The organism is Ruegeria sp. BHSB196, assembly GCF_059613135.1.
In genome coordinates this window covers 1-2871 of record NZ_JBXWRY010000073.1, presented here as the reverse complement: position 1 = coordinate 2871, position 2871 = coordinate 1, and the positions used below count along the sequence as shown (strand labels likewise).

3 protein-coding genes and 1 pseudogene are annotated in these 2871 nt (G+C 65.3%); 2 read left to right on the top strand and 2 right to left on the bottom strand.

The annotated features are described in order from the left end of the window. The coding region (locus AC2FNJ_RS19920) for a proton-conducting transporter transmembrane domain-containing protein (protein ID WP_496766771.1) at positions 1-587 on the bottom strand (587 nt) is incomplete at its 3' end. Between the two features lie 229 nt (positions 588-816). Here AC2FNJ_RS19920 and AC2FNJ_RS19915 point away from each other — a divergent pair. Both AC2FNJ_RS19915 and AC2FNJ_RS19910 read left to right on the top strand, forming a co-directional pair. Then, on the top strand, positions 817-1299 hold the full coding sequence (locus AC2FNJ_RS19915) for a rhodanese-like domain-containing protein (protein ID WP_496766770.1): 483 nt from the start codon (positions 817-819) through the stop codon (positions 1297-1299). Continuing rightward, positions 1296-2114 carry a CE1 family esterase gene (locus tag AC2FNJ_RS19910; RefSeq protein ID WP_496766769.1) on the top strand — a complete coding sequence of 273 codons (819 nt, stop codon included), beginning with the start codon at positions 1296-1298 and terminating at the stop codon, positions 2112-2114. The genes AC2FNJ_RS19915 and AC2FNJ_RS19910 overlap by 4 nt, the downstream gene beginning before the upstream one ends. On the opposite strand, the pseudogene AC2FNJ_RS19905 reads toward AC2FNJ_RS19910, so the two are convergent. Further along, positions 2115-2871 (bottom strand): annotated as a pseudogene (locus tag AC2FNJ_RS19905) (glucans biosynthesis glucosyltransferase MdoH); the annotation flags it as partial.

The following is a 2871-nucleotide window of genomic DNA, read 5'->3' as shown; positions in this document are numbered from 1 at the left end:
TTCTGCAGAATCACGCTCAGATCATACGACCCGGCGATGTTGCCCAGGATCAGCATTCCGGCGATCATCGCCAGCCCGCCCGAGCCGGTGACGGCCAGCGCCATGCGGGCGCCCTGACGCCCCTCGGGCAGGTGTTTCCAGTACCCGATCAGCAGGAAGGAACTGAGCGACGTGAGTTCCCAGAACACCAAGAGCAGCAGGATGTTGTCGCTCAGAACGATCCCCACCATCGCGCCCTGAAAGAGCAGCAGGTAGGAAAAGAACTGCCCCATCGGATCTTCGCGGGACAGATAATGGCGCGCATAGAGGATGATCAGCAGCCCGATCCCGAGAATCAGCGACGCGAACAGCAGGCCCAGCCCGTCGAGCATGAAATTCGCGTTCAGCCCCAGACCGGGAATCCAGTCGAACTTGGCCGTGATCACCTCGCCTCTCATCACCGCCGGTGCGTGAATCAGCAGCCCGGCCAGCGCGATGAAGCTGGTCAGTCCCGCGCTCGACGCCGCGGCGTTGCGGCCGGCACGGATCAGCAGGGCGGGGAAGACAGCTCCGAGAAACGGAAGGGCCGCGATGAGAAAGAGTGACACCGATAGTCTCCGATCTTGCGCGCAAATTAGTGGAAATCAGTAAGGATTTTTGCGGGACTGTCCAGTTTCAGCGGGCGGGTTCCTGGATTTCATGGCGCGACGGACGCGAATGTGGGGGCTGGACGGCAAATCCGTTGACATGATCTTGAACGAAGATGTCGCGATGCGGAGGCGCGTCAAGATCGGACTTGTGGTAATACCGCAAGCAGTTACCGCTTGGATGACGGCGATGCAGACCGAAGACACACGATACCGCGTACCACCGCGCCGCTTGGTTCTGTTTGGCGGCGCGGCACTGGCGGCCGCATGGGCCGTTCGGGAGTACCGGCTCATCCCGCAGGACTATGCCGGCGGGCAGATCGGCGTTGCCGACGCGCATCGACGCGCGGTTGCCCGCGAGCTGCTGCTGATCGACATTCGGACGCCGCAGGAATGGCGTGCGACCGGAATCGGCGAAGCGGCTCACCCCCTCGACATGCGGCGCGCGGATTTCGTGGAGGCACTGGCCGAAATCGCCGGGCAGGACAAAAGCCGGCCCATCGCGTTGATCTGCGCGCGCGGCGTGCGCTCGGCCCGGCTGAGCAACCAACTGACCGAGGCCGGCTTTACCGGAATCATCGACGTGCCGGAAGGAATGCTGGGGTCGTATGCCGGTCCCGGTTGGGTGCGTTCCGGCCTGCCGGTTCTGCCGCATGACGGGGAAACGGGATGATCCGAGCCTTCGGTCTGGCGCTGTGGCTTGCGGGCCTGGCGGGGATGGCGCGGGCGGCCTGTGGCCCCGAGCCGGGCCTGTGCGAAACCACGCAGGGCGATTATCACATCGAGCTTCCCGGGCAAGCCGATCCGCCGCTGGTGGTCTTTCTCCACGGTCACGGCGGAAGTGCCGACAACGTCATCCGGAACAGATCGCTCGTCGATCCCCTGCTGGCGCGCGGTTATGCGGTGATGGCGCCCATGGGCGAGGCCCGTCCGGGCCGACCGCGCAGCTGGAACTTCTACCCCGGATGGGACGGGCGCGACGAGACCGGGTTCCTGGTCTCGGTCGTGCGGGACGCGGCCGACAAGTTCGGCATCGACACCTCCCGCGTGATCCTGTCGGGCTTTTCCGCGGGTGGATTTCTGGTCAACTATCTGGCCTGCGCCGAACCAGAGACCTTTTCCGCCTATGCGCCGGTCTCGGGCGGGTTCTGGCGGCCGCATCCCGAAGCCTGCGCAGGTCCGGTGCGGTTGTTTCACACCCATGGCTGGACCGACAACGTGGTGCCGCTGGAGGGGCGGTTTCTGGGCGGCGGGGCTTTTCAGCAGGGCGACATCTTTGCGGGGCTCGAAATTTGGCGCGCCGCAAACGGTTGCGCCGACAACATTCCCGACAGCTTCGGCGAGACCGGCCCGTTCCTGCGGCGCAAATGGACCCGCTGCGCGCAAGGCAGCGCGCTGGAATTCGTGCTGTTTCCGGGCGGACACACGGTGCCCGCCGGCTGGGCGGATATCATGGTGGAGTGGTACGAGGGCCTGCCCGGCGGCTGATCATTCCGCCGGCGTCACGGTGGCCTTGCCTTCGAGCAATGCCTTGAGTTCGCCGCGATAGCGGCGGGCGGTACGGGTGATCGCGGGCTCGCGGAAATCCTCGCGCATCCCCAGCAGACGCCGCGCCGCGCCCGCCGATACGCCGCTGAGCGCCGAAAGCGGCACGGCCAGAGCCAGGCTGATGGCAATCGGCGCAAGCCAGACCGACACCAGACCGGCCAGGATGCCGATCCCCAGCGCCAGACCGCTGGCGGTCTCGAGCGCATGGCAGATCAGAAGCGTTCTCAGGCCGTAGCGGCCCCCGTTCCGAGCCTGCGGCGACCAACCCTTTTGCAGGCCCAGCGCCGTCCGGAACACCGCGATCATCTGCTGAACCATCAGGATCGGAGCATAGAGAATCGACAGCACGAGTTCGGACAGGAAGGACAGCGAGAACCTCCAGCCGCCTCCGAAATCCGCAAAGCGCGCCCCGCTGAGCGGCAGCGCGGCGAGGCCCAGGAGCTTGGGGGCCAGCAGCATGGCGTACATGACCAGAATGATCAGAACGTGCCGGCCCTCGGTCATTTCCGGCCATTCGGGAAACAGGGGATTGTCGGGGCTGAAGTAGTGCAGGACCGAGGCGTCCTTGCCTTCCCCGATCAAGGCCCACATCACCAGCAGCGCAAACCAGAGTGGCGACATCAGATAGCCCACGGCGCCATGGAACATGTGAAAGCGCGAGATCGGGCGGAAGCCGCGCGAGCCCAGCAGTTTCAAA

Excerpts from the sequence above, each read along its gene's own strand:
- AC2FNJ_RS19910 (WP_496766769.1), top strand. The coding sequence starts at position 1,296 with ATGATCCGAGCCTTCGGTCTGGCGCTGTGGCTTGCGGGCCTGGCGGGG.
- AC2FNJ_RS19915 (WP_496766770.1), top strand. The coding sequence starts at position 817 with ATGCAGACCGAAGACACACGATACCGCGTACCACCGCGCCGCTTGGTT.